Origin of the sequence: Halosimplex rarum (assembly GCF_047715405.1) — an archaeon.
GTDB classification, from domain to species: domain Archaea; phylum Halobacteriota; class Halobacteria; order Halobacteriales; family Haloarculaceae; genus Halosimplex; species Halosimplex rarum.
Window position 1 is genome coordinate 1,773,849 of the sequence record NZ_CP180412.1, and the last position, 22,201, is coordinate 1,796,049.

25 protein-coding genes are annotated in these 22,201 nt (G+C 69.0%); 15 read left to right on the plus strand and 10 right to left on the minus strand.

The window, feature by feature from the left end; all coding sequences use genetic code 11:
- The first annotated feature begins 14 nt into the window (after nt 1-14).
- The 13 genes from ACMGFH_RS08615 (at nt 15) to ACMGFH_RS08675 (ending at nt 10,649) form a co-directional block, all read left to right on the plus strand.
- Nucleotides 15-644: an FAD-dependent oxidoreductase gene (locus ACMGFH_RS08615; protein ID WP_415382587.1), complete on the plus strand. Its 630-nt coding sequence runs from the start codon at nt 15-17 to the stop codon at nt 642-644.
- Nucleotides 645-734: 90 nt separating this feature from the next.
- Nucleotides 735-914, plus strand: coding sequence for an HVO_2753 family zinc finger protein (locus ACMGFH_RS08620; protein ID WP_006883773.1), 180 nt, complete (start codon nt 735-737; stop codon nt 912-914).
- Nucleotides 915-916: 2 nt separating this feature from the next.
- Nucleotides 917-1,183 (plus strand): elongation factor 1-beta, encoded by a 267-nt coding sequence (locus ACMGFH_RS08625; RefSeq protein ID WP_415382589.1) that lies wholly within the window; start codon nt 917-919, stop codon nt 1,181-1,183.
- Nucleotides 1,184-1,370: 187 nt separating this feature from the next.
- Entirely contained in the window at nt 1,371-3,932 is a 2,562-nt protein-coding gene (locus ACMGFH_RS08630; protein WP_415382590.1) for a methyl-accepting chemotaxis protein, read from the plus strand.
- Nucleotides 3,933-3,993: 61 nt separating this feature from the next.
- Nucleotides 3,994-4,284, plus strand: a complete 291-nt coding sequence (locus tag ACMGFH_RS08635) for a 50S ribosomal protein L21e (RefSeq protein WP_415382592.1) — start codon at nt 3,994-3,996, stop codon at nt 4,282-4,284.
- Nucleotides 4,281-4,637, plus strand: coding sequence for an RNA polymerase Rpb4 family protein (locus ACMGFH_RS08640; protein WP_415382594.1), 357 nt, complete (start codon nt 4,281-4,283; stop codon nt 4,635-4,637). Before ACMGFH_RS08635 ends, ACMGFH_RS08640 begins: the two co-directional genes overlap by 4 nt.
- Nucleotides 4,638-4,707: 70 nt before the next feature.
- Complete coding sequence (locus ACMGFH_RS08645; RefSeq protein ID WP_415382595.1) at nt 4,708-5,295, plus strand: DUF655 domain-containing protein; 588 nt, start codon at nt 4,708-4,710, stop codon at nt 5,293-5,295.
- Entirely contained in the window at nt 5,292-6,200 is a 909-nt protein-coding gene (locus ACMGFH_RS08650) for a 16S ribosomal RNA methyltransferase A (protein WP_415382597.1), read from the plus strand. The genes ACMGFH_RS08645 and ACMGFH_RS08650 overlap by 4 nt, the downstream gene beginning before the upstream one ends.
- Nucleotides 6,197-6,826: a HemK2/MTQ2 family protein methyltransferase gene (locus tag ACMGFH_RS08655; protein WP_415382599.1), complete on the plus strand. Its 630-nt coding sequence runs from the start codon at nt 6,197-6,199 to the stop codon at nt 6,824-6,826. Before ACMGFH_RS08650 ends, ACMGFH_RS08655 begins: the two co-directional genes overlap by 4 nt.
- Before the next feature lie 77 nt (nt 6,827-6,903).
- Complete coding sequence (locus ACMGFH_RS08660) at nt 6,904-7,722, plus strand: CPBP family intramembrane glutamic endopeptidase (protein ID WP_415382600.1); 819 nt, start codon at nt 6,904-6,906, stop codon at nt 7,720-7,722.
- Nucleotides 7,723-7,781: 59 nt separating this feature from the next.
- Nucleotides 7,782-8,795, plus strand: coding sequence for a 5-methyltetrahydropteroyltriglutamate--homocysteine methyltransferase (locus ACMGFH_RS08665; RefSeq protein WP_415382601.1), 1,014 nt, complete (start codon nt 7,782-7,784; stop codon nt 8,793-8,795).
- Nucleotides 8,792-9,877, plus strand: a complete 1,086-nt coding sequence (locus tag ACMGFH_RS08670; RefSeq protein ID WP_415382602.1) for a methionine synthase — start codon at nt 8,792-8,794, stop codon at nt 9,875-9,877. Before ACMGFH_RS08665 ends, ACMGFH_RS08670 begins: the two co-directional genes overlap by 4 nt.
- A gap of 262 nt (nt 9,878-10,139) precedes the next feature.
- Nucleotides 10,140-10,649, plus strand: coding sequence for an HTH domain-containing protein (locus tag ACMGFH_RS08675; RefSeq protein ID WP_415382604.1), 510 nt, complete (start codon nt 10,140-10,142; stop codon nt 10,647-10,649).
- A 70-nt stretch (nt 10,650-10,719) separates the two neighbouring features.
- Here the strand turns inward: ACMGFH_RS08675 and ACMGFH_RS08680 are convergent, their stop codons facing one another.
- The 10 genes from ACMGFH_RS08680 to ACMGFH_RS08725 all read right to left on the minus strand — a co-directional run bounded on the left by ACMGFH_RS08680 (nt 10,720) and on the right by ACMGFH_RS08725 (nt 19,257).
- Complete coding sequence (locus tag ACMGFH_RS08680) at nt 10,720-11,865, minus strand: ABC transporter permease (RefSeq protein ID WP_415382606.1); 1,146 nt, start codon at nt 11,863-11,865, stop codon at nt 10,720-10,722.
- Complete coding sequence (locus ACMGFH_RS08685) at nt 11,865-12,635, minus strand: ABC transporter ATP-binding protein (protein WP_415382607.1); 771 nt, start codon at nt 12,633-12,635, stop codon at nt 11,865-11,867. The genes ACMGFH_RS08680 and ACMGFH_RS08685 overlap by 1 nt, the downstream gene beginning before the upstream one ends.
- Nucleotides 12,622-14,424: a COG1361 S-layer family protein gene (locus tag ACMGFH_RS08690; RefSeq protein WP_415382609.1), complete on the minus strand. Its 1,803-nt coding sequence runs from the start codon at nt 14,422-14,424 to the stop codon at nt 12,622-12,624. The genes ACMGFH_RS08685 and ACMGFH_RS08690 overlap by 14 nt, the downstream gene beginning before the upstream one ends.
- A 67-nt stretch (nt 14,425-14,491) precedes the next feature.
- A complete protein-coding gene (locus tag ACMGFH_RS08695; RefSeq protein ID WP_415382611.1) occupies nt 14,492-15,151 on the minus strand; it encodes a Yip1 family protein in 660 nt (219 codons plus the stop codon).
- A 138-nt stretch (nt 15,152-15,289) separates the two neighbouring features.
- Entirely contained in the window at nt 15,290-16,303 is a 1,014-nt protein-coding gene (locus ACMGFH_RS08700) for a phosphotransferase family protein (RefSeq protein WP_415382613.1), read from the minus strand.
- A gap of 164 nt (nt 16,304-16,467) precedes the next feature.
- Nucleotides 16,468-16,947, minus strand: a complete 480-nt coding sequence (gene ndk, locus ACMGFH_RS08705; protein ID WP_415382615.1) for a nucleoside-diphosphate kinase — start codon at nt 16,945-16,947, stop codon at nt 16,468-16,470.
- Entirely contained in the window at nt 16,944-17,357 is a 414-nt protein-coding gene (locus ACMGFH_RS08710; protein WP_415382617.1) for a 50S ribosomal protein L24e, read from the minus strand. Before ACMGFH_RS08710 ends, ndk begins: the two co-directional genes overlap by 4 nt.
- Entirely contained in the window at nt 17,357-17,587 is a 231-nt protein-coding gene (locus ACMGFH_RS08715) for a 30S ribosomal protein S28e (protein WP_415382619.1), read from the minus strand. The genes ACMGFH_RS08710 and ACMGFH_RS08715 overlap by 1 nt, the downstream gene beginning before the upstream one ends.
- Nucleotides 17,588-17,597: 10 nt before the next feature.
- Nucleotides 17,598-17,960, minus strand: coding sequence for a 50S ribosomal protein L7Ae (gene rpl7ae, locus ACMGFH_RS08720; RefSeq protein WP_415382621.1), 363 nt, complete (start codon nt 17,958-17,960; stop codon nt 17,598-17,600).
- 268 nt (nt 17,961-18,228) lie between these two features.
- Nucleotides 18,229-19,257: an NAD(P)H-dependent flavin oxidoreductase gene (locus ACMGFH_RS08725; RefSeq protein ID WP_415382623.1), complete on the minus strand. Its 1,029-nt coding sequence runs from the start codon at nt 19,255-19,257 to the stop codon at nt 18,229-18,231.
- A 73-nt stretch (nt 19,258-19,330) separates the two neighbouring features.
- Here ACMGFH_RS08725 and tmcA point away from each other — a divergent pair, with 73 nt between their 5' ends.
- Nucleotides 19,331-21,640, plus strand: a complete 2,310-nt coding sequence (tmcA, locus tag ACMGFH_RS08730; RefSeq protein WP_415382625.1) for a tRNA(Met) cytidine acetyltransferase TmcA — start codon at nt 19,331-19,333, stop codon at nt 21,638-21,640.
- Nucleotides 21,640-22,146: a DUF456 domain-containing protein gene (locus tag ACMGFH_RS08735; protein ID WP_415382627.1), complete on the plus strand. Its 507-nt coding sequence runs from the start codon at nt 21,640-21,642 to the stop codon at nt 22,144-22,146. Before tmcA ends, ACMGFH_RS08735 begins: the two co-directional genes overlap by 1 nt.
- Nucleotides 22,147-22,201 lie beyond the last annotated feature (55 nt).

The following is a 22,201-nucleotide window of genomic DNA, read 5'->3' on the forward strand; positions in this document are numbered from 1 at the left end:
TGCGAACGGCGTGCATGGAAGACACGGAGGTCACAGTGGTCGCCGTCGAGTCCGTCGGCGACGACGCCATCGCCATCGACTTCGAGACGCCCGAGGGGTTCGACGCCCGCCCCGGCCAGTTCGTGAAGGTCGCCCTCGACGGCGTCGACGAGTCGCGCTTCTACACTATCTCGTCCCCGGACGTGCGCGAGAGCTTCGAGATCACCGTCGGTATCGACCCCGAGGGCGAGGTCGGACCGCGGCTGGAAGATCTGGAGGCCGGGGACACCGTCGAGGTGTCGGGGCCGTTCGGGAACGCCTACTACGAGGGCGAGGAGCGGGTGCTCGTCCTCGCGGGCGGGCCGGGCGTCGGCCCGGCCATCGGCATCGCCGAGCGAGCGCTGGACGACGGCGGCGACGCGGCGATCGTTTACCGGGACGCCGCGCCGATCCACGACGACCGGCTGACCGAGTTGAACGAGCGCGGCGCGTCGATCGCCGTCCTGGCGCCGGAGTCGCCCCTCGAACAGTCGGTCGCCGAGGCGCTGACAGGCGACGCACAGGTGTTCGTCTATGGCTTCGCCGAGTTCCTCGACGACGCAACGGCGGCTATCGCGGCCGCCGGGGGCGAACCGGACGACGCGAAGGTCGAGAACTTCGGATAGCGGGCGACGCGGGCGGGACCGGGGACGTCCCTCGGACCCGCCCAACTTCACTTGGCAACGGTTAAAAACCGTGAGAGGATACGCAGTGGTATGAGCGAGAGCCAACAGAAACGCCAGCAAAAGTGCGTCTCGTGCGGCATCAACATCGCCGGCACGAACGCCGCCGCGTTCAAGTGCCCGGACTGCGGCCAGCAGATCTACCGCTGCGCGAAGTGCCGGAAACAGAGCAACCTCTACGAGTGCCCGGACTGCGGGTTCATGGGGCCGTAACGATGGGGAAAGTCGCCGCGCAGATCAAGGTCATGCCGCAGAGCCCGGAAGTCGACCTGGACGCGCTCCAGGAGCGCCTCGAACAGTCCCTCCCCGAGGGCGCGAAGATCAACGGCTTCGAGCGCGACGACGTGGCCTTCGGCCTCGTCGCCCTGCTCCCGACGGTCATCGTCCCCGACGAGGCCGGCGGCACCGAGGCCGTCGAAGAGGCCTTCATCGACGTCGAAGGCGTCGAGTCCGTCGAAGTCGGCGACGTCGGTCGTCTCTGAACCGCGCCGACCTCGCTTCTCTCCGGTATCGCCCACCGCCAGCCGTCAGTCCGCCGCCGGTCGAAGTCCAGCTACCGAATCAACGGTGATATTCGGTGGGGACGCCGGGACCGTTCTCCCGTTTCCACCTTATCATATTTGAGATTGCGCAGCAATACTTAACTCAACATGTACTGTCGAAAAATCTATGGACCGTCGGATATCGAGATTCCTGCCGGACAGGATTCGTAGCAGCTACGTACGACAGTTTGCGACCGCCGTCGCGGTCATCCTCCTCGTCCTCGTGTTCGTTCTCGGTGGCGTGTACGCGGCGGAGCTGAGTTCCCAGCGCGCGTCGGCACAGGACTCGCTCGTGACCGCGACCGAGCAGAACGCGGGTGAGGTCGGAAGCTGGTACAGTCAGTACCAATCGTCGACGCGGCTCGTCTCGCAGTCGGGGAAACTCCGCCCGGACGCGAGCGGGTCCATCGACACGCACCTCCAGAGCCTCGCTCGGTCGATGCCCGGTGAGGTCGTCGGCGTCCACTACGTCAACTGGCAGAACGGGAGCGTGGTCGGCAGTTCGGAGCGGATACCCGACGACGCCGAACAGCGGCTCCCCTGGCTCTCCGGCGTCGACCTCGACGGGGTGGGCGTGACCTCCGTCCAGACGACCTGGGGCTACCGAATAGACAACGAGACCAGAATCACGTTCATCAGCCCGACCCAGTACGGCCTCGGCTACGCTGCCGCAGTCGAGGTGTCCGTCTCGGAGTCGTTCGACTTCGGGGAGCCGGTCAAGGGCAGCCGAACCCAGCTCCTCTACCGGAACGCGACGTACCTGCACGGCGACGACCCCGAACGACTCGGACGCGCCTACGAGGGGCCCGGTTCGCGGGAACTGTACAACCGGACCGAGTTCATCCCCGCGCTGCGGAGCCTGAGCGCCAACTCCGGCAACGAGAACGCGACGCTCGTCCAGCAGGACGGCCGAGTCGTCAGCTACGCCGGCGTCCCCGACGCCCGCCTGGCGCTCGTGACGACTGCCTCGACCGGCGTCTACGGCGTCCCGACGCAGACCAAGCTGTACCTCGGGCTGGTGTTCGTCTTCGTCGCGCTCAGCCTGGGGACGGTCGGCGTCCTCATCGAACGGCCGGTCTCCCGGTCGATCAGCACGCTCGCGGACCGGACCGAGGCGATCGAGAACGGCGACCTCGACGTGGACCTGGAGACCCACCGGAAAGACGAGATCGGGACGCTCTACCGGCGGTTCGCCTCGATGCGCGACTCGCTCGCCGACCGCATCGACCAGATCGAGACCGCCCGCGAGGAGGCCAGAGCCGAGGCCGACGAGGCGAGACGCGAGGCCGAACGCGAGCGCGAGGCCGCCGAGGAGTTCACGGAACACCTCGAAGAGACTGCCGACGAGTACGGGGAGACGATCCGCGCCTGCGCCGACGGCGACCTGACCCGGCGGCTCGAACCGGACGACGAGAGCGACGCGATGGCCGAGATCGCGCGCTCGTTCAACGACATGATGAGCGACCTGCACGAGACTGTCGGGCGCGTGCTGTCGTTCACCGACGAGGTCGCCGAGTCGACGACGCGAGCGGCGACGGCCACCCAGGAAGTCCGCACGACCAGCCGCGACGTGAGCGAATCCGTCTCGGGGATCGCCTCCGACGCCACCGAACAGGACGAGTACCTCGGCGAGGTCAGCGAGGAGATGAACGACCTCTCGGCCACCGTCGAAGAGGTCGCCGCGACGACCGACACCGTCGCGGACCTGGCGGAGGAGACCGAGTCGCTCGCCGACGACGGCTCGACGGCCGCGACCGAGGCGATGGCCGAGATGGAGACCATCGAGTCGCGGACCGACCAGACGGCGGCGGAGATCCGCGCGCTCGACGAGGAGGTCGAGCAGGTCGCCGAGATCGTCGACCTCATCGACGACATCGCGAGCCAGACGAACACGCTCGCGCTCAACGCCTCCATCGAGGCGGCCCGCGCCGGCGAGTCCGGGTCCGGGTTCGCCGTCGTCGCCGCGGAAGTGAAGGAACTCGCCGAGGAGACCAGCGAGGCGACCCAGGAGATCGACGATCTGTTGACCCAGCTCACCGAGCGGACCGGCGAGGCCGTCTCCGACATCGAGTCGATGCAGTCGGACGTCGGGAGCGGCGTCGAGACGACCCAGCACGCCCTCGACGCGCTCGACGAGATCGCCGAGCAGGTCCGGGAGACCAACGACGGTGTCCAGGAGATCAGCGACGCGACGGCCGACCAGGCGGACTCCGCCCAGGAGGTCGTCTCGCTGGCCGACCAGGTCTCCGACATCAGCGCCCGGACCGCCTCCAGCGCCGAGACCGTCGCCGAGCGAACGGACGAGCAGGTCGCCAGCATCGACGAAGTGAGCGACACCGCCGAGGCCATCGAGTCCCAGGTCGAGGAGCTCCGGGACCTGCTCGCCAGCTTCACGGTCCAGGTCGACGACGCCGCCTCCGAGGGCGGCTCGGAGACGCTCCCCGAACCGGTCGCCGACGGGGCCGGAGCGGACGGTGCCGTGGCGGTCGAGGAGGCCGACGCAGCCGAGGAGACCGACGCGGACGAAGCCCTCGGAACGAACGACGAGACAGCTGACGCGGACGGCGCGACGAGCAGTCCGGACGACGACGCAGTTGCGGAGGACGATGAGGCAGCCGATTCAGCGGGCGAGACGACCCACAGCGACGGCGGCAGTGGCGCGGCCGAAGACGACGGGCGGGCCGAGTGAGCCGGCCACCGACCGCGTAACGCACGTTTTATAAGCGTGTCCGGATAACTGAACCGCACGAATGCCTAACTCCAACGGACCCCAGAAGAAGACGCGCAAGAAGCTCCGAAACAAGCCCCGAGAGAGCGGGACCTCCCCGCCCCAGCGAGCGGTCGCGGAGTACGAGGTCGGTGAGAAAGTCCACCTGAAGATCGACCCGAGCGTCCCGGAGGGTCGCTACCACCCGCGCTTCGACGGGCGCACCGGCGAGGTCGTCGGCGAGCAGGGCACCGCGTACAAGGTCGCTATCGTCGACGGCGGCACGGAGAAGACCCTCATCGTCAAGCCCGCCCACATCCGCAGCCAGGCATGACGATCTTCAAAGAGAAGGTCGACGAAGAGTTCCTCACGGTCGCCGAGACCAAGGACATCCTCGCGGAGCTCGAACGCGAGCGGGCGGCCGACGAGGACCGCGAGATGCGCTACGAACTCGCGCGCGCCATCGAGCACGTCAACCGCTTCGCCGTGCTCGACGCCGAGGAGTCACGGGAGTTCGTCGACGAACTGCTCGAACTCGAGAAGGTCGACGAGCCGACCGCCTACAAGATCGCGAACCTGCGACCGCGGGATCGCGACGAGCTGCGCGCCATCTACGCACAGGAGCGGTTCACCCTCTCGGGCGACGAACTCGACGCCATCCTCGAAGTCGTCGCGAAGTACGCCTGAGCCCGGCGCGATTTGCCCCCGACCACCCGACTGCGGGGGTTTAAGTTCCGTCTCGCCCTACTCATCTGTCATGAGCGACACCGAGCGCGGCGACGACGCGTCGGGGGGTCCCACGGCCGTCGTCCTCGACTTTCTCGCACACGGCCGGACCGAGGACGACCGCCCGCAGTACCAGAAACAGCCCCTGGCCTACGCGTTCGGGCGCGAGGACTTCCGCCTGTACGAAGTGGTCCTCGCACCCGACGCCGACGTCTCCATCGGCGACGACCTGGTCGTCGACCGAGCCGCCGACCACATCGAGCGCGCCGGCGAGGTCGAGTACGAGGACCTCCCCGGCGGTGCCCAGTCCGAACTCGACTACGCCGTCGAGGACCTCGTCGACGAGGAAGAGCGTCGCTTCGTCGACTTCTACAACGACGCCCAGCCCATCACGCTCCGGCTCCATCAGCTGAATCTCCTGCCGGGCATCGGGAAGAAGCTCCGCAACGCCATCCTCGACGAGCGCAAGCGCGGCCCCTTCGAGAGCTTCGAGGACCTCGAACAGCGCGTCGACGGTCTGCACAACCCCCGCGAGGTCGTCGTCGAGCGCATCCTCGAGGAGATCCGCGAGGACGACCTGAAGTACCGCACCTTCGCCCGCCGGGACGACGAGGAATGAACGGCGAGAACGCGAGCGGTTCGCCCTCGGACCCGAACTCGGGACCGGAGACCGGATCCCGCGATCCCGACGCCCTCATCCGGCGGGCCAGCGTCCGCGGCGATCCCGACCACGACCAGCACTTCCTCGTCGACGACCGCGTGCTCGACCGCCTGCCGGGCTACGCCGAGGAGGCAGGCGTCGACCTCTCGCACGTCCTCGAGATCGGCGCCGGGACTGGCGCGCTGACAGATCGACTGCTCGCGGTCGCGGACCGCGTGACCGCGATCGAGCGCGACCCGGACCTGGCGGCGTTCCTCCGCGAGGAGTTCGCGGCGGAGATCGACGAAGGCCGGCTCACCGTGGTCGAAGGCGACGCGCTGGAGGTCGACCTCCCCGACTTTTCGGCCTCGATATCGAACCTCCCGTACGGCCCCTCCAGCGAGCTCGCCTTCCGGCTGTTGCCCGAGGGTCGCCCGCTGGTCCTGATGTTCCAGCGGGAGTTCGCCGAGCGAATGGCCGCGGAGCCGGGCACCGACGACTACGGTCGTCTTTCGGTGACCGCGGGCCACTACGCCGACGTGGAAGTCGTCGAGCCGGTCCCCAAGGAGGCGTTCTCGCCGCCGCCGGCCGTCCAGAGCGCCGTCGTGCGGACGACGCCCCGCGACCCGGACTACGAGGCGCCGGACGTCGAGTTCTTCATGGACTTCCTGAAGGCCGTGTTCACCCAGCGCCGGAAGACCATGCGCAACGCCGTCCGGAATACGGCGCACATCTCCGGGCTGGGCGATCCCGACGCCGTGGTCGAAGCGGCCGACGAGGACTTGATGGGGCGCCGCGCCGGGAACGTGACCCCCGCGGAGTTCGCCGACCTGGCGACGCTCGCCCGCGAGGTGGGCGACCCGGGCGAGCACCCGTCGGCATGACCGACGGGGGCGGAGCCGACCGGCCCGACGGGGGCGAAGCAGAGGGCTCCGACGGAACGCCGAGCCTGGCCGACCAGCGAGGCGTCGAGCGGGTGTACCAGCCCGCCGAGGACTCGAAACTGCTCGCCGATGCGGTGGTCGAGCGGGTCGAAGCCGGCGACCGTGCGCTGGACGTGGGCACCGGGTCGGGATACGTCGCCGCGCGCATGCGAGACGCGGGCGCCGACGCGGTTGGCGCAGATCTCAACCCGCACGCTTGCCGTCAGGCCGCGGAGAACGGGGTTCCCGCCGTGCGGGCCGACCTCACGACGGCGTTCTGCGACGGCGCGTTCGACGTGGTGACCTTCAACCCGCCGTATCTGCCGACAGAGCCCGACCAGGAGTGGGACGACTGGATGGAGCGGGCGCTGTCTGGCGGCGAGGACGGTCGCGCGGCCATCGAACCCTTCCTCGACGACGTGGGCCGGGTACTGGCGCCCGACGGCGCGGCCTACCTGCTCGTGAGTTCGCTGACCGACCCGGACGCCGTGCGCGAACTAGCGGCGAAGAACGGCCTCGAATCCGAGGAGATCGCGAGCGAGTCCCACCCGTTCGAGACGCTGCTGGTGGTCGAACTGACGCGGTGAGCGAAGCACCTCGTCGCCGCCGAACGGTTGCCGTTCCGGCCGTGGATTGATGTCAGTCACGCTCGAAGTGACGCGCGATGGGGGACGACCGCCGATCGTCTGGAGCGGTGTTCGCCGTCTTCCTCTTCCTCGCGTTCGGGTGGTCGTGGGCGTTCTGGGGCCCGGAAGCGCTGGTCGAACTCGGCGTTCTCGACGCCGCCCCCGATCTGCCGGCGCTCGGTGCCTTCGGTCCCTCGCTGGCCGGCGTCGCGGTAGTCGCCTGGCAGCGAGGTCGGTCCGGACTGCGCGACCTCGCTCGTCGCGCAGTGGACACCTCGTTCCCGCGGTGGCTGTGGCTGCCGACGCTCGCGCTGTTTCCGGTCGTCGCGATCGTCGCGGCGGCGTACGCCCGCTACGCCGGCGCCACGCTCCCCACGCCGCCCTGGGTGACCGACCCTGTCGCCCTGCCGATCGCGTTCGGGTACATCCTCCTGCTCGGCGGACCGCTCCAGGAGGAGTTCGGCTGGCGCGGGTACGCGCTGGACCCGCTGGTCGACCGGGCCGGACGCCTGGGTGGGAGCGTCGTCCTCGGACTACTCTGGGGCTTCTGGCACCTCCCGCTGTTCTACATCCCGGGACGCACGATCTACTACCAGAAAGCGATCGTGGGGTTCGTCGCTTCGATCGTCATGGTGACGATCGTGATGACGTGGCTCTACGACCGGACCGGCGGGAGCCTGCTCGCGATGTTGCTCGTTCACACGTCGTTCAACTGGACGACGTGGGCGATCCCCGTGCTGGAGACCGACCCCGGGTCGATCGTGTTCCTGATCGGTCAACTCGCCGTCGTCACCGCGATCGTCGCTGCGTGGCGATCGGGACGCGCGACGGGACGGCCGGACCGCACGGCGGAATAACTCCAATGCATTAGAGTAGATGAGAAATATTATAGGGCGTCATGTCGTAGCCCGGTTCAATGACGGACGTAGTTTCCACGACGCCCGGCCTGTTCCCGTTACCGGACTGGGCGAAGGACGAACTCGCGGACCTGAAGGGACGACAGAAGGGCGGTCTCGTCACCGGCGACGAGAGCGCGGAGATCACCGACGCCTACGAGCGAGCGCGCGAGGAGATCGTCGAGCTCCAGACCGACGCCGGTCTCGACCTGCCCGTCGAGGGCCAGCTCCGGTGGGACGACATGCTCACCCACCCGCTGTCGGTGGCCGACGCCGTCGAGACGCGCGGCATCGTCCGCTACTTCGACAACAACAACTTCTACCGGGAGCCGGTCGTCACCGACGGCCTCGCCGCGACCGGTGACGTCGCCCGCGAGCTCGAAGCCGCCGGTGAACTCACCGACGACGGCCTGAACGCCGTCCTGCCCGGCCCGTACACGCTCTCGCAGCTCGCGACCGACGAGCACTACGGTGACGACGCCTCCTTCCTCTCGGCGCTCGCCGACTTCCTCGCCGCCGAGGCCGAGCAGTTCCCGGACGTCGAGACCCTGTTCCTGCTCGAACCGTCGCTGCTGGAGTCCCCGCCCGGTGACGGCGCGGACGAACGCGCCAGCGAGGCCATCGACACCGTGGCGCAGGCCGCGGACGCCGACGTGGTCGCCCACACCTACTGGGAGTCCCACGGCGGCGACGGCGGCGTCGACGAGAAGGTGTACGCCCACCTGCTCGACGCGGACATCGACGCAGTCGGCTTCGACTTCGTCGCCAACCACGAGGACAACGCGTACGTCATCAGCGAGTACGGCTGCACCGACGACGTCGCGCTGGGCATCGTCGACGGGCAGAACACGCTCGTCGAGGACGCCGAGGAGATCAGAGAGCGCGTCGAGTGGACGCTCGACAACACCCACGGCACCGACTTCGAGACGGCCTACGCGACGATCAACACCCCGACGTTCTACCTGCCGTCGGGCAAGTTCGAGGACAAGCTCGCGGCGCTTGGCGCCGTCGAGCGCACGGAGGTGAAAGCATGACTGACCGACCCGCAGACAACCGAGAACAGTTCCGCCCCGCCGACCACGACAACGACCACTTCCTGCTGACGACGGTCGTCGGCAGCTACAAGAAGCCCAAGTGGCTCGACCACGCCCGCGACCTCCTCGAAGACGAGGACACGAACTTCGGCGACGAGGAGTGGGAGGAGGCCACCGACGACGCCGCCCGCCTCATCACCGAGGAGCACGAGCGTTCCGGGCTCGACGTCGTCGTCGACGGCGAGATGCGCCGCAACGAGATGGTGGAGTACTTCGCCGAGCGTATCGACGGCTACGAGTTCAACGGCCGCGTGAAGGTCTGGGGCCACAACTACTTCAACAAGCCCAGCGTCGCCGACGAGGTCGAGTACGGCGAGCAGTGGCTCGTCGACGAGTTCGAGTTCACCGACTCCGTGGCTGATCGCCCGGTCAAGGTGCCCATCACCGGCCCGTACACGCTCGCGAGCTGGACGTTCAACGAGGCCTACGAGGACGACGAGGCGCTCGCCTACGACCTCGCCGAGCTCGTCAACGAGGAGATCGAACAGCTCGTCGACGCCGGCGCCCGCTACATCCAGATCGACGAGCCCGCGCTCGCGACGACGCCCGACGACCACGCCATCGTCGGCGAGTGTCTCGAACGCATCGTCGAGGACATCCCCGAGGACGTGCGCATCGGTGTCCACGTCTGCTACGGCGACTACTCCCGCATCTACCCGGAGATCCTCGACTACCCGGTCGACGAGATCGACCTCGAACTCACGAACGGCAACTACGAGCAGATCGACGTGTTCACCGATCCCGAGTTCACGCTCGACCTCGCCCTCGGCGTCGTCGACAACCACACCGCCGAGGTCGAGACCGTCGAGGAGATCAAGGAGAACATTTTGCAGGGATTCAAGGTCGTCCCGCCGGAGCAGCTGACCATCTCCCCGGACTGCGGGCTGAAGCTCCTGCCCCGCGAGATCGCCTACCAGAAGATGGAGAACATGGTCCAGGCCGCCCGCGAGGTCGAGGCCGAACTCGACGCCGGCGAGATCGACGTGCCCGTCGCCGGCGAGACCGCCAGCGCCGACGACTGACGCCGTCCGTTCTTTTCACCCGGCGCGCGCGATCGTGCGTACGGGGAGTTTCCGATGCCCTCCGTTCGACTCCAGGAGGACCGACCGAAACCTGTCTCCACCCGACCGCAGTGACTGGACCGTCGCACCCGATCAGTATCACGCCTGCATACCGACAGAGATGGGTCCAAACACCACATTAGGGACCTAGAAGCCCTTGAAGGAATACGGCGGAAAGGGTTTTCAGGGGTCCACCCGAGAAATCGATCAAGTGAGAGACACCATGACCAGCTCAACGGACTATCGCGTCGAACTGTACCTCCGCGGCGACACGTACGGGAGCTACGACCGCCAGAGTCGAATCCTCGAACGCGTCGAGGCCCTCGACTCGGAGGGCGTCGTCGCCGACAGCGAGGTCGACGCGTCCTGGCAGCGCATCCGAACGCCCGAACAGGACAGTCGGGACGAGGCCCTGCGGACATACGAGGACCTGCGCGCGTGGGCGAACGAGAACGGCTACCGCATGGAACCGGCGTTCCAGCGGCGCCAGCGCTCGTATATCGGGACAAACGCGGTCCACGACGTGGTCGTGTTCCCGATGGCGTCGCTGGCGGTCTACGCGGACGCCGACCTGCAAGCGGTGTTCCCCTGCGCGGACGAGTCGGGCGAGATCCACTACTCGGTGCAGGACTGCCTCGACGCGTTCGAGAGCGGCGAAACCGACTGGTTCGAGCAGTTCGCGCCGGTGACGGTCGACCGCGCGGCGCCGCGGCTGACCGTCAGCGCGGACTGAGGGGGGTCGGTGGTCGGCGGCGAGTTCTCGAACGGCGGACGGATTTTTCGAGCGGGAATCGGCGAGAGAGTCAGCTCCTGAGCGCCTCGACCGGTCGCTCGTTGGCCGCCTTCCACGCCGGATAGAGGCCGCTGAGCAGGCTCGTCCCGACGCCGAAGGCGAAGGCGAGGCCGATGTAGACGAAGTTCCCCGGGCGGAAGGCGAGCATCGCGTCGCCGACGATGAAGTGGTTGATGACCAGTCCGGCGACGACGCTGAAGGCGACGCCGACGATACCGCCCATGATCCCGAGGAGGACCGCCTCGGAGAGCATGATCTTCAGCACGTCGCGCTTCTGGAATCCGACGGCGCGCAGGACGCCGATCTCCTGGCGTCGCTCGACGGTGCTCATGAGCATCACGTTGAGGATGCTCACCCCCGCGACCAGCAGGGAGATGGAACCGATGCCGATCAGGAAGAGGTTCAGCGCCTGGAACGACTGGCCGATCTGGTCGGCGACGCTGGAGTAGTCCCGCACGGAGACGCGTTCGCGGCGGTCGTTCAGCCGCGAACGGACGGCCATCGCGGTCGCGTTGGCCGCGGTGCTGTCGCTCTCGGTGATCGTGATCGCGTCGTACCCACGCTGTTGGAAGCTCCGCGTCGGGAGGACGATCTGATTGCTCGGATTCGTGTAGCCGAAGCCCTGGCTCGGGGAGAGCACAGCGGCGATGCGCTCTGTCGAACCGTTGACGGAGATGGTATCGCCGGGCGAGAGGTCGTACTGATCCGCCAGGTTGGGCCCCACCAGCGCACCGCTGCGGTAGGGCTGGGGGATCGCGCCCTCGCGGGCCTCGAACAGTTGTCCCGGTTTGTCCATCCCCATGACAAACCGGGTTTCAGATGACCCCCTGCCGTACGACACGCGGGTGAACCGCCGTTGGGCCGGCGCGACGGTCGCCTCGGCGCTTGCGAGAGACTCGATCTGGCGGAGATCGCGCTCGGTGAGCAGTTCCGGAGCCCCCTCGGAGTCCGCAGGCTCGACCATGACCTGATTGCCGATGCTGCCAAGGTTCTCCGTGAGCTGATACCGCAGCGTCAGCCCGAACATGCCCAGGGAGGCGATGGCGATGACGCCGATGACGATGCCGAGCGCCGCCAGTATTGACCTGACCTTCGTCCGCCCGATGTTGCGCCGGGCCATCAGCAGGGCGGGGAGCCGCCGGCGCAACCAGCCCATCACGGCGGATCACCCCCCGCGTGGCTTCCGTCGGACGACCCCACGCCGTCCGTGACGGGGGCCGAGTCGACGCTCTCGTCGGGGCGACGCCCGCCGTCCGCGGGCACCTCCTCGCCCATGTAGCCGTCGACGAGTTCGACGGTCCGGTCGACGTACTCGTTGACGAGTTCGTCGTGCGTGACGGCGATGACGGCCACGTCGCGCTCGGTGATCTCGACGAATTCGTCGAGGATCTGCCGGCCGGTCTCGCGGTCGAGATTGCCGGTCGGCTCGTCGGCGAGCAACACGCGCGGTTCGTTGATGAGCGATCTGGCGATGGCGACGCGCTGTTTCTGCCCGCCGGAGAGCTCGTCGGGCTTGTGGTCGAGGCGGTCGCCCAGCCCCATCCGTTCGAGCAGGTCGACGGAGCGCTCCTCGACGGTCGGGTCGTGGTCGAACAGCGCCGGCACCTCGACGTTCTCCTTCGCCGTCAGCGTCGGGATGAGGTAGAAGTTCTGAAAGACGAACCCGATGGTGCGCTTGCGGGCGGTGGTCTGCTCGCGGTCCGAGAGCCCCGTGACGTCCTCGCCGTCGAGGAGGACCTCCCCCTCGCTGGGGTCGTCGAGCAGGCCCAGCAGGTTCAGCAGGGTGGTCTTCCCGCTCCCGCTGGGGCCCATGATGGAGACGAACTCGCCGGGTTCGACGGCGAAGTCGATCCCCTTCAGGGCTGTCAGCGTCTGCCCGCCGGTCCGGTAGCGCTTGACGACGTCCCGAGTCTCAATCACCGCCACGACTGTTCCTCCAGGCGCGAACGATGAGCACGGCGACGCCCGCTGCGACGAAGAGGCCGACGACCGCCGGCAGGAGGAAGCCGCCGCCCCCGGAGCCGCTCGTGTCCGGCTCGGGACCGGTGGCGAGCGCGCGGCTCGCGCCCGCGGCGTCGACCTCGACGGTCCGGGTGTGCTGCTCGCCGTCGACGAGGTATTCGACGTCGAGCGGGACGGTCGAGACGTTGCCCTGCACGGTCGCGTACACGTCGAAGGAGACGAAGTCGCTCGCCGGGACGGTCCCGACGAAGAACTCGCGGTTGGGCGAGGTGGGCGTCACCCGCTCGGTGTCGACGACGACGACGCGGACGCTCTCGGCGTCGGTCGTCCCGAGGTTGCTCGCGCTCCCGGAGATGCGCAGGCGGTTGCCCTCCGGGACGACCTCCAGTCCGGTCAGACCGATGGTCCCCGGCGTATGGGTCAGCGCCGTCGAACCGGCCGCCCGGCCGCGCTGCTCACCGACGTCGTAGGTCGACTCGACGTCGACGGTCGCGCTGTTCTCCGACATCGAGGCGTTCAATCGGACGGTCCGCGACTCGCCGGGCGCGACCCGGTCGAGCAGCGCCTGGCCGACGGTAGCGTTCGGCGAGGTCCCCCGGACGCTGACGTTCGAGAGCGGCGCGTTGCCCTGGTTGAGCACCGTCACCTTGACGGCCTGCGAGTTGCCGCCCTCGACCGAACTCAGGTCGAGCGCGACGCGGTCGCGCAGCGGTTCCACTTCGATGGGGAGCGTCTCGGTGACGGTGCGGGTCGCCCCGCCGCGGGTCGAGTAGCGCAGCGTCGCGGTCAGTTCCTGCTCGCCCGCCTCCGCGGGCCGGAAGTCGAAGTTCGCCGTCGCCGATTCGCCGTCAGCGACGCGCGTGAACACCGTCCGGTCGTTGCGGACGGTGACGCCCTCGCCCGACACGGTCAGTTCGGCGTTGGTCATCGCCGCACCGATCCCGTTGGCCACCGTCACCGTCCCGTCGGACTCGATCCCCGCTGTGGAGGTGTTCGTGTCGATGTCGAGCTGCGGGCGTTCCTCGGTCGTCCGGACGGTCACTGTGTCGGTCACGGTGTCGGTCACGCCGCCGGAGGTGGTGTAGGTCAGCGTCGCCGTCATCCGATGAGTGCCGGGCTCGTCGGCTCGGTAGTCGAACTCGACCGTGCGCGAGGCGTTGGGTTCGACCGTCGCGAGCACCGCTCGGCGATTGGTGATCGCCACGTCCTCGCCGTCGACGGTGAGTTCGACGTTCTCGATGGGACTCCCCAGACTGTTCGCCACCGTCACCGACCCGTCCGTGCGGATGCCCGCCGCGGAGTCGTTCGCGTTCACGTCGACCTGGGGCGTGCGGTCTTCGACGGTGATCGTGAGCGGATAGCTCAGCTGCGTCCGCTGGTCGTTCGCGGTCTCGCGACCGGATACCCGGACCCGGAGGTCGTACGTCCCGGGTTCCTCGAAGGTGGTCGACAGCGGGACCGTCTTCGTCCCGCCGACCGGGATCGTCCCGAGGTCTTTCACGTCGGCGTACTCGTCGGGGTCGTTCCCGCCGCCCGCCTCCACGACTCGGACTCGGTCGACGAAGTAGCCGGCGGAGCTGCTGTCGAAGTTCTCGATAGTCGGTTCGATCGCCACCTCGTCGCCCGGAACCGGCTCGGAGGGGCTCACGTCGACCCCCGTGATCGTCACGTCGATGCTTGCGGCGGCCGAGACGGCCGGGAGCGATGCGACTGCGAGCAGTGCCAGTACGGCGAGCGTCTTGGTGCGGTTCATTGGTTGGAGGGATGCGATCGTCGAACGCGCGAGCGGGCTGTCGAGCGGGTGATTCGGCGAGACACGATCAGAGCACCTCGAGGGCGACCAGCAGCGTCCGGGCCGTCCAGAGCAGTCCCAGCCCGACGGGGACCGCTACGGTGATCGCGGCCTGGCGCAGGGTCAGATCCCGGGCGTGCTTCAGCGCGAACGTCCAGAGGAAGGCGCTCCAGAGCGTGAAGACGATCGACAACACGGCGGACAGCGCGACGAGCGGCCCCGTCTGGAGCGACTGGGAGAACTGTTGGTAGGCCTCCATCGTCATCTCGGTGGGGACGTCGATCCCGCGGACGTTGAATCGATAGTAGTTGACCGCCGCGCCGGCGATCGACCCGAGGACGCTCGGGACGTATCCCCAGCCGACGAGCGCCAGCGTCGTCGAGAACTCGCCCTCGCCGTCCAGCAGCGCCGAGATCCCGTGGAAGAGACCGGCGTACAGCAGCCAGAATACGAACGGGAGCGCGAACGAGAACACCAGTGACACCGCTCGGATCGCCGTCACGAAGCCACCGCCCGCACCGCCGCTCTCGAACACCTGCGACATGAACTGGAACTGGAGTAGAGACGCCACCACGCTCACTACTGCGATGGCGGCGACCACCACTGCGGGCCCCTTCAGCGATGGATCCGGCACCCGTCTCCGGAAGAACTCGTCCGGATCGGTCAGGAGGGACAGTACGGAGGGCATGACGCCGGGCGATCCGTACAGTTAGGACTTAAATACTTCGTTTCAACTTACACGTTCTGGCCAGAACAGGTCCGTGAGGAGCGTTGGTGCGTCGAGGAAAGCGGGCAGGTCAGAGCGGAGCGCCGCGACGCGTCGCGCTCACCGCGGGACGGCGTCGAGGAGGCGGTCGAACTGCTGGCGGTACTGGAACTCCGCGCGGGCGCGGCCGAGGTCGTCCTCGGCAAAGGCGTCGTCGAAACCGGTCATCCGCCACAGCAGCGTCGACAGCTGGTAGATCGGTTTGCACTGCTCGTACTGTTCGTCGGGTTCGAACTCGTGGTGGGTGCGGTACCCCTCGTACAGTTTCGTCCGCAGACGCTCGCGGGTCTGGGGGTCGTCGAACGTCGAGTCGATGTAGAGGAACTCCGCCTGGGCGAGCTGGTAATCGCGGTGGGCCGCGAGCGTGTCCTGCCAGTCCAGCACGGCCGTGATCGGGTCGGGTTCGTCCAGCATGCACAGGAGGTTCGTCGGCTGCATGTCGTCGTGGACGAGCCGCGGCATGCCGTCCTCGGGCACCAGCGAGACGCTGTCCTCCAGCGCCGCCTCGGCGCGCGACTGGACGCCGTCGAACGGTGTGCCGTCCAGTTGGCCGATGTGCGAGCGCGTCAGGTCCGCGAAGTACTCCCGCCAGTTGCCGCGCCAGTTGCGGATCGTGAGCCGGCCGTCGTAGAGCATCAGCCGCCCGAACGCCTCGAAGGCGATCTCCGAGTGCAGGTCGCCCATGATCGAACCGACCTGTTCGATCACCCGCTCCCAGTCGTCGCCGGCCATCTCGCCGTACCTGTCCGCGAGGTTGTCGCCTCGTACCCGCTCGGTGACGAAGTACGGCGGGACCGACCGCTCGGGCTCCTGTTTGAACACGAGGATCCGCGGGATGGGGATCTCCGTCCGGTCGGCGACGTACTCGTGGAGCTTCGGCTCGACCGCGAACCGCTCCTCGCCCGCCGGTTTGAACTTCACGTACACTTCGTACTCGGTCCCTCGGTAGACGAGCGTGACCATGTACACGTCAGCCCGCGTCCCACCCGTGGCCGGCTCGTAGCTGAATTCCTCGTAGTCCGGCCCGGACTCGTCGAGGACGGCTTCGATATCGGCGGCCGATGTCGTCTGCACGGCCCTCTATTGGATAGGGGGTGCCAAAAATGTATCAGTCGCGGCGACGGGAGACGCCGGGTCTGTCTCCCCCGCGGTCGCCGGAGGGCGACCCGGCTACCCGGCGGTGGGACTGGCGGCGCTCGTCGTGTAGCGAGTGCGGAGAGACGAGACCGTCGGGGGTCTCAGTGAGACTCGTCTTCGTAGACCCAGGGCTCGTCCGCCCGGGCGTAGTCGACGAGTTCGTCGTCGTCGAAGAACAGCTCGATCTCGCGTTCGTTGGCGCCCTCGTCCTCGTGGTCCGAGCCGTGGATGACGTTCTGGCTCAGGTCGAGGCCGTAGTCGCCGCGGATGGTGCCCGGGGCGGCCTCGGCGGGGTCGGTCGCGCCCATCATGCGGCGGACCTGGCGGGTCGCGTCCGCGCCTTCCCAGACCATCGCCATGACCGGGCCCGAGGTGATGAACTCGACCAGGTCGTCGAAAAAGGGCTTGTCCTCGTGCTCGCCGTAGTGCTGCTGGGCGAGGTCCTCGTCGATCTGCATGAACTTCGCCGCGACGAGCTTCAGACCGCGCTCTTCGAGCCGGGAGATGACCTCGCCGGTCAGGTTGCGCTGGACCCCGTCGGGCTTGACCATCACGAACGTGCGCTCGTCGTGGTGGCTCACGCTTCGGCCTCCTCCTCTTCGGCTTCCTCGTCGTCCGAGTCGTCGTCGGCTTCGGCCTCGTCGGACTCCTCGTCCGCTTCGGCTTCGGCGTCGTCCGCGTCGTCCGCGTCGTCGTCCGACTCGGCATCCGCTTCAGCTTCGTCTGCTTCGGCCTCGTCTGCTTCGGCGGCCTCGTCCGCAGACTCCTCCTCGGGTTCCGGCTCCGGCTCCGCTTCGGGTTCCGGCTCCGACTCCGCTTCGGCTTCTTCGCCGGCCCATTCGAGGTCGCGCGACTCGCGACCGAGGTTGGCGTTCTTCTCGCACTTCGAGGAGCAGTAGTGGATGGTCGAGCCGTTGACGCGGACGAACATGGTTCCCGTGCCGGGCTCGATGTCGGTGCCACAGTAGTCACATTCGCGCGTTCGTGGCATTATTGGCCTCCGATCTGGTCGGCCTCGCGGGCGGTCTCGCGGAGCTGGAGCACGTCACCCTCGCGGACCGGCCCGAGGACGTTTCGCGTGATGATGCGGCCCTGATTCTCGCCGCTGCGGATCCGGCACTTGACCTGCATGGCCTCGCCGTGCATCCCCGTGCGGCCCACGACTTCGATGACTTCGGCGGCCGTGGAACCGCCGTCTCCGTCGTTTTCTTCAGCTGACATCGTCGGTCACCTACCGGAGTTCCTCGACCTTGGAGGCGATGTCGTCGACGTCGTCCTGGGCGTCGCCCGCGTCGACGATCGCGGCGGCCGCGCTGCCGACTTCGAGGCCGGCCGCGTGACCGACGTCGTCCTGCGTCGCGATGAAGACGAACGCGATGTCCTTCTCGTCGGCCAGCTCGGGGAGGTGCATGACGATCTCCTCGGGCTGGACGTCCTCTGCGACGAAGACGAGTTCGGCGTTGCCGCGCTCGACGGCCTTGGTCGTCTCGTTGGTTCCTTTCTTCACTGTCCCTGTGTCTCGTGCGACCTCGAGGGCCTCGAGGGCGTCGTCCTCGAGGTCCGCGGGCACGTCGAAATCTACGTATACTGGCATTTGTGGATCACCTCCTGCGCGTGGGCTCGCGCTCCCCCGCCGTCCGGGCAGACGCCCGGGCACCGCGAACGGATCGCGGCGAGATATCCTGAGAGGCTAGGAGCATCATCAACCCCGCACAGGCTGTACACCGTACTGGCAGAGGAGTACTAAAAGCCCTTTCGAAGACGAAATAGCGTGAGAGGCCTGCACACGCCTCGACCGGTCGCTTCAGACGCCGCGAAACCGCCGGTTCGAACCCGGCCAGCCAGCGGTGTGACACGCGGCCTCAGGGGCGGTCGCCGCGGAGGCGTTCGAGCGATTCGACCGTCGCCGCCGCGCCGCCGACCAGTCGCTCCACGACCGCGGCCGCAGGGTCGACTTCGTTCACGCCGCCGACGCTCTGTCCGGCGTAGTGTGGCAACTCCCCGACACGCCCCTCGACGCCCGACAGCGGCGGCAGGTCGACGTACCGTTCGAGCGGCTCGCCCGATCCCGTCTCGGCCACCACCTCGTCGGCGTCGTCGCGTTCGTCGAGGGGCGGTCGCCCCGCGGCGACCCACCGTTCGGTGGCGCGTGATTCGAGCGTTCGATGAGGCTGGTCGGGCCACCCCTTCGGAAACGGCGTCCCGCGGACCGTCTCGTCGGCCGCGCCGTCGACCACGGACGACCGGTAGCGCTCGTGTGCGTCGGCTTCCTCCGTCGCGACGAAGCGCGTCCCGAGCCAGACGCCGTCCGCCCCGAGCGCGAAGGCCGCCGCCAGGCCGCGCCCGTCGGCGATACCCCCCGCCGCGACGACCGGTACGTCGTCCGGCGTCTCGTCCGCCACCCGCGGGACGAGCGCCATCGTCGACACTTCGCTCTGGACGTGGCCGCCGGCCTCCCACCCCTGTGCGACGACCGCGTCGACGCCCGCCCGGACTGCTGCCCGGGCTTCGGCCGCGCTCCCAACCGTCGCAAGCGCGTCGGCGCCCGCATCGTGGACTTGACCGACGTAGGGCGCGGGGTCGCCGAACGAGAACGAGACGAGCGGCGCACCGGCGTCGAGGCACACGTCCAGGTGGTCGTCCGTCGGGAACTCGGTCGCCTCGTCGTCGAGAACGAGGTTGACCGCGAACGGTGCGTCGGTGCGGTCGCGGACTGCCTCGATGACCGCGCGGGTCGCCTCGAAGTCCCGCCAGGTCACGGCGAGCGTCCCGAGCGCGCCGGCGTTCGAGACGGCCGCGGCGAGTTCGGGCGTCGAGACGCTCCCGATGGGCGCCTGTACGACGGGGTGGTCGAGGTCGAACCGGTCACAGAGCGGCGTGTGGAGGGACACGGGTGGTCGTGGGAGTCCGGCGAACTTGAATCCGATCGGCGGTTCTTTGCCGCTCGCCGGCGGACCCACAGCCATGACCGTCGGCCGCGTCGCGAGCGCGCTCCGCGGGGAAGCCGTCGCCACCGACGAGCGGCGCCTCCTCGTCCTCACCGGCGACGCGACCGCCACCCGCGAGGCCGCCGCCGACGCCCTCGACGCCGCCGCCGTCGACGCCCCGGACGTGACGTACATCGGCGAGTCCGCAGACACTCCCTGGGAGCAGGTTCCACAGGCCCGCGCCGGCGACCTCCTCGGTACCACGCACGCCGCGCTCGTGCTGGACTGCCACGCGGAGTGTCGTCCCAACGCCATCGGCCGGGCGGTCGGCGCCGTGGACGGCGGCGGCCTGCTCGTCCTCTGCGTCCCGCCGCTGGACTCCTGGCCCGGGCGCCGCGACGCCTTCGACGAGTCGCTGGCGGTCCCTCCGTTCGACGTCGACGACGTCGCCGGGAACTTCCGGACACGGCTGGTCGAGCTACTTCGCGTCCACCCAGGGATCGCGATCGTCGACGTGGGCGACGGGACCGCCGACCCGTCCGTCGAACGCGACGGGCTCACGAACCCCGCGCCGCGCGTCCGTTCGGACCCGCCCACGGCGCCGGAGAGACCCGTGTTCCCGGCCGCGGTGTACGAGCGCTGTCTCACCGACGACCAGGTCGCGGCCGTGGAGGCGCTCGAAGCCCTCCGCGACCCCGGGAACGCGGTCGTCGTCGAGGCCGACCGCGGTCGCGGGAAGTCGAGCGCCGCCGGCCTGGCCGCGGGGGCGCTCGCGCTCGGCGGCCGGGACGTGCTCGTCACCGCACCGCAGTACCGGGGCGCCGCCGAGGTGTTCGCCCGAGCGCAGGAGGTGCTCGCGGACGCGGGCGCGCTCGCCGGCGATCCGGACGAAGGCGACCCTGAGCGACTGGAAACGACCGAAGACGCGGGCGGCCGCGTCCGCTTCGAGCGGCCCGCTACGGCCGCTGAACTCCCGGGGAGCCCCGACGCCGTCGTCGTGGACGAGGCGGCCGCGCTCCCGGTCCGGCTGCTCGAACGGTTCCTCGACGCGCCCGCGGCGGCGTTCACCACGACCGTCCACGGCTACGAGGGCGCCGGTCGCGGCTTCTCGGTCCGGTTCCGCGACCGCCTCGACGAGAGCGAGTTCGCGGTGCGCGACGTGGCGATGATCGACCCGATCCGCTACGCCGCCGGCGACCCCGTCGAGGTGTGGGCCTTTCGCGCGCTCCTGCTCGACGCCGGACCCGCCGTCGACCCGCTCGTCGCCGACGCCGGTATCGGTGCCGGCGTCGGCGACGACACCGATGCCGACCCGGACTCGATCGCCTACCGCGTCGTCGACGCCGCCGACCTGCTCGCCGACGAGCACCTGCTCCGGGAGGTGTTCGGCCTGCTCGTCGCCGCTCACTATCAGACGGAACCCGACGACCTCGCCCGCCTGCTCGACGCCCCAAACGTCGCCGTCCGGGCGCTCACGTTCGACGGGCACGTCGTCTCCGTGGCGCTGCTCGCCCGCGAGGGGGACCTCCCCGCGGACCTGCGGGCGCACATGTACGAGGGCGGCCGCGTCCGCGGGAACATGATCCCGGACGTACTGACCAGCCAATTGCGCGACGAGGAGGCGGCCGTTCCCGCGGGACTGCGCGTCCTCCGCATCGCCACGCACCACGCCGTCCGTTCGCGCGGCCTCGGATCGCGACTGCTCTCGGAGGTCCGCGCCGAGTTCGCCGACGACGTAGACTGGCTCGGGACCGGATACGGCGCGACGCCCGATCTCCTGTGGTTCTGGCGGGCGAGCGGCTTCTCGACGGTGCACCTCTCGACGACCCGCAACGAGTCCAGCGGCGAGTACTCCGCGGTGATGCTCGCCCCGACGAGCGACGCCGGGCGAGACCTCGCCGAGCGCCACGGTCGGTGGTTCGCCGACCGCGTCGGCGCGATGCTGTCGGACCCGCTCGACGATATGGACCCCGACGTGGTCCGCGCCGCGCTCCGGAGCGTCGACGTGCCCCCTGCGCTGGACCTCTCGGCGTGGGAGTGGCGACTCCTCGTCGGCATGACCGGCGGCGCAGGCATCTTCGACACCTCGCCGCGGCCGCTCCGCCGGCTGACCATCCGGTATCTCGTCGAGGCCGGAGCCGCGGGCGACGAGCCGCTGTTGACTCACCGGCAGGAGCGCCTGCTCGTCCGGAAGGCGCTCCAGGGCCACACCTGGGAGGCGGTCGCCGACGACCTGGGATTCCACTCGCTCGGGCAGTGCATGCGGGCGCTGGGCGAGGCGGTGCGACCGCTGCTTTCACGGTTCGGGGACGCCAACGTGGAGGCAGAACTGGAGCGATTCGAATGATGCAACTCCCCGCAGTCGGCGCCCTCCCCGTCGACCTGCTCGTGCTCGTCGCGTTCGCCCTCCTGATCGCCGGCGTCGTCGGCAGCGTCACGCCGCTGGTCCCCGGGGGCGCCCTCTCGCTCGCCGGCGTCCTCGTCTACTGGTGGGGGTCGGGCTTCTCCGAACCGAACGTGCTCGTCCTCTCGGGCGTGATATTCGTCGCGCTCGTCGCCGTTCTGACGGACTGGCTGGCGGGCGCGATCTCCGCGAAGGCCGGCGGCGCGTCGCTGCGGACGACGATGATAGCTACCCTCGTCGGCCTCGTCGGCCTGACGTTCGGCCCGATCGGCTTCCTGGTGGGGACCGCCGGCACCGTCTTCCTGCTCGAACTGGCCGAGGGCGGCGAATTCGAGGAGAGCGCACGCGCGGCCGGCGTCACGCTGCTCGGGATGCTCACTTCCAGCGTCCTCCAGGTGCTGCTCACCGCGGGCGTCCTCGTCGCGATGGTCGGCGTGTACCTCCTGTGAGCGCACCGCCGGTCCGCCGGCGGGAAAGACTCTCCTCGCGGCGCCCGTAGTGAGC

Coding starts and splice junctions, on each gene's coding strand:
- ACMGFH_RS08615 (WP_415382587.1), top strand. CDS start 15: ATGGAAGACACGGAGGTCACAGTGGTCGCCGTCGAGTCCGTCGGCGAC.
- ACMGFH_RS08620 (WP_006883773.1), top strand. CDS start 735: ATGAGCGAGAGCCAACAGAAACGCCAGCAAAAGTGCGTCTCGTGCGGC.
- ACMGFH_RS08625 (WP_415382589.1), top strand. CDS start 917: ATGGGGAAAGTCGCCGCGCAGATCAAGGTCATGCCGCAGAGCCCGGAA.
- ACMGFH_RS08630 (WP_415382590.1), top strand. CDS start 1,371: ATGGACCGTCGGATATCGAGATTCCTGCCGGACAGGATTCGTAGCAGC.
- ACMGFH_RS08635 (WP_415382592.1), top strand. CDS start 3,994: ATGCCTAACTCCAACGGACCCCAGAAGAAGACGCGCAAGAAGCTCCGA.
- ACMGFH_RS08640 (WP_415382594.1), top strand. CDS start 4,281: ATGACGATCTTCAAAGAGAAGGTCGACGAAGAGTTCCTCACGGTCGCC.
- ACMGFH_RS08645 (WP_415382595.1), top strand. CDS start 4,708: ATGAGCGACACCGAGCGCGGCGACGACGCGTCGGGGGGTCCCACGGCC.
- ACMGFH_RS08650 (WP_415382597.1), top strand. CDS start 5,292: ATGAACGGCGAGAACGCGAGCGGTTCGCCCTCGGACCCGAACTCGGGA.
- ACMGFH_RS08655 (WP_415382599.1), top strand. CDS start 6,197: ATGACCGACGGGGGCGGAGCCGACCGGCCCGACGGGGGCGAAGCAGAG.
- ACMGFH_RS08660 (WP_415382600.1), top strand. CDS start 6,904: ATGGGGGACGACCGCCGATCGTCTGGAGCGGTGTTCGCCGTCTTCCTC.
- ACMGFH_RS08665 (WP_415382601.1), top strand. CDS start 7,782: ATGACGGACGTAGTTTCCACGACGCCCGGCCTGTTCCCGTTACCGGAC.
- ACMGFH_RS08670 (WP_415382602.1), top strand. CDS start 8,792: ATGACTGACCGACCCGCAGACAACCGAGAACAGTTCCGCCCCGCCGAC.
- ACMGFH_RS08675 (WP_415382604.1), top strand. CDS start 10,140: ATGACCAGCTCAACGGACTATCGCGTCGAACTGTACCTCCGCGGCGAC.
- ACMGFH_RS08680 (WP_415382606.1), bottom strand. CDS start 11,865: ATGGGCTGGTTGCGCCGGCGGCTCCCCGCCCTGCTGATGGCCCGGCGC.
- ACMGFH_RS08690 (WP_415382609.1), bottom strand. CDS start 14,424: ATGAACCGCACCAAGACGCTCGCCGTACTGGCACTGCTCGCAGTCGCA.
- ACMGFH_RS08695 (WP_415382611.1), bottom strand. CDS start 15,151: ATGCCCTCCGTACTGTCCCTCCTGACCGATCCGGACGAGTTCTTCCGG.
- ACMGFH_RS08710 (WP_415382617.1), bottom strand. CDS start 17,357: ATGCCACGAACGCGCGAATGTGACTACTGTGGCACCGACATCGAGCCC.
- ACMGFH_RS08715 (WP_415382619.1), bottom strand. CDS start 17,587: ATGTCAGCTGAAGAAAACGACGGAGACGGCGGTTCCACGGCCGCCGAA.
- rpl7ae (WP_415382621.1), bottom strand. CDS start 17,960: ATGCCAGTATACGTAGATTTCGACGTGCCCGCGGACCTCGAGGACGAC.
- tmcA (WP_415382625.1), top strand. CDS start 19,331: ATGACCGTCGGCCGCGTCGCGAGCGCGCTCCGCGGGGAAGCCGTCGCC.
- ACMGFH_RS08735 (WP_415382627.1), top strand. CDS start 21,640: ATGCAACTCCCCGCAGTCGGCGCCCTCCCCGTCGACCTGCTCGTGCTC.